The sequence below is a fragment of the Bradyrhizobium sp. Mp27 genome, from assembly GCF_029953005.1.
GTDB lineage: Bacteria > Pseudomonadota > Alphaproteobacteria > Rhizobiales > Xanthobacteraceae > Bradyrhizobium > Bradyrhizobium barranii.
On sequence record NZ_JASAUS010000550.1, the window covers coordinates 1 to 900 of the forward strand.

At 59.7% G+C, this 900-nt stretch carries 2 protein-coding genes; both read left to right on the forward strand.

The features are described 5' to 3' along the window. Positions 1-106: 106 nt before the first annotated feature. Complete coding sequence (locus QJT78_RS51685; RefSeq protein WP_038954025.1) at positions 107-364, forward strand: hypothetical protein; 258 nt, start codon at positions 107-109, stop codon at positions 362-364. Positions 365-661: 297 nt separating this feature from the next. Continuing rightward, positions 662-814 (forward strand): hypothetical protein, encoded by a 153-nt coding sequence (locus tag QJT78_RS51690; RefSeq protein WP_281460904.1) that lies wholly within the window; start codon positions 662-664, stop codon positions 812-814. Positions 815-900 lie beyond the last annotated feature (86 nt).

Sequence of the window (900 nt, forward strand, 5' to 3'; positions counted from 1 at the left end):
CCGAACTCGGCCGTTAAACGCTTCAGCGCCAATGGTACTATGGCTTAAGCCCTGGGAGAGTAGGTCACTGCCAGGCCTGCCAAGGACAAGAAATCATCCTCTTTCGATGTTTGAAACCAAAACGCCGCTTCCGGAAACGGAGGCGGCGTTTTTGTTTGTGTTGTTGTCTTCTGCAGCAGCGGGCACCGAGCTCTATCTCTCGAGACAGAACACGTTGACGCCGATCCCGCGGCGCGAGCAGAAGACATGGCTTCGCGCGGTGCGTCTTCCATTCGTAGACCGACAGCAGATCTTCGCCGCTCTCAACGGTGCGCGCGCTCTCGTGCACCTTCGTCATCAGCGCATTCTTCTGCCGCCACAGTGATCAGCCGCAAGTCGTGATTTCAGGTGATTCCTGACACCAGGCTGAACGCCACCGCGCCGCAAATGGCAGGCGCCTCAAGAGGTCGGCATGCAGATGGATTGGACACAGAACAATGTTTGGTGATCGCAGGACCCACCACGGGGTTGTGATCATTCAGCCATGATCGGCCCTTAGCAGACGCAAGTGGAGTTCATGCGCAGTTCATTCCAGGCTCCCTAGTTTTTCCGTCGTCGAGACCTTCGATCGCCAAGACCTTCCGCTGACAACACCAACCACCCCTTTCAGGAGGAGACTCCCATGCCAGCATTGCTTCGTCCCGCCCTCACCGCGTTCGGCGTCGCGTGCCTTCTGTCCGCCGCATCGCTTGCCTCCTCCGGCACTGCGTTCGCGCAAGCCAAGCAGGCCGCGCCGGTGGCGAAGGCCGCGCGAGCTATGGCGGAATCTGGGTGATGACGGTGTGAGGAAGGCGGCGTATCGAGGCGGGTGACGAGCCTGCCAGAACCTCTCGAGGAGAGCGATACGCCATGACCGAGACT

Coding starts and splice junctions, on each gene's coding strand:
- QJT78_RS51685 (WP_038954025.1), top strand. CDS start 107: ATGTTTGAAACCAAAACGCCGCTTCCGGAAACGGAGGCGGCGTTTTTG.
- QJT78_RS51690 (WP_281460904.1), top strand. CDS start 662: ATGCCAGCATTGCTTCGTCCCGCCCTCACCGCGTTCGGCGTCGCGTGC.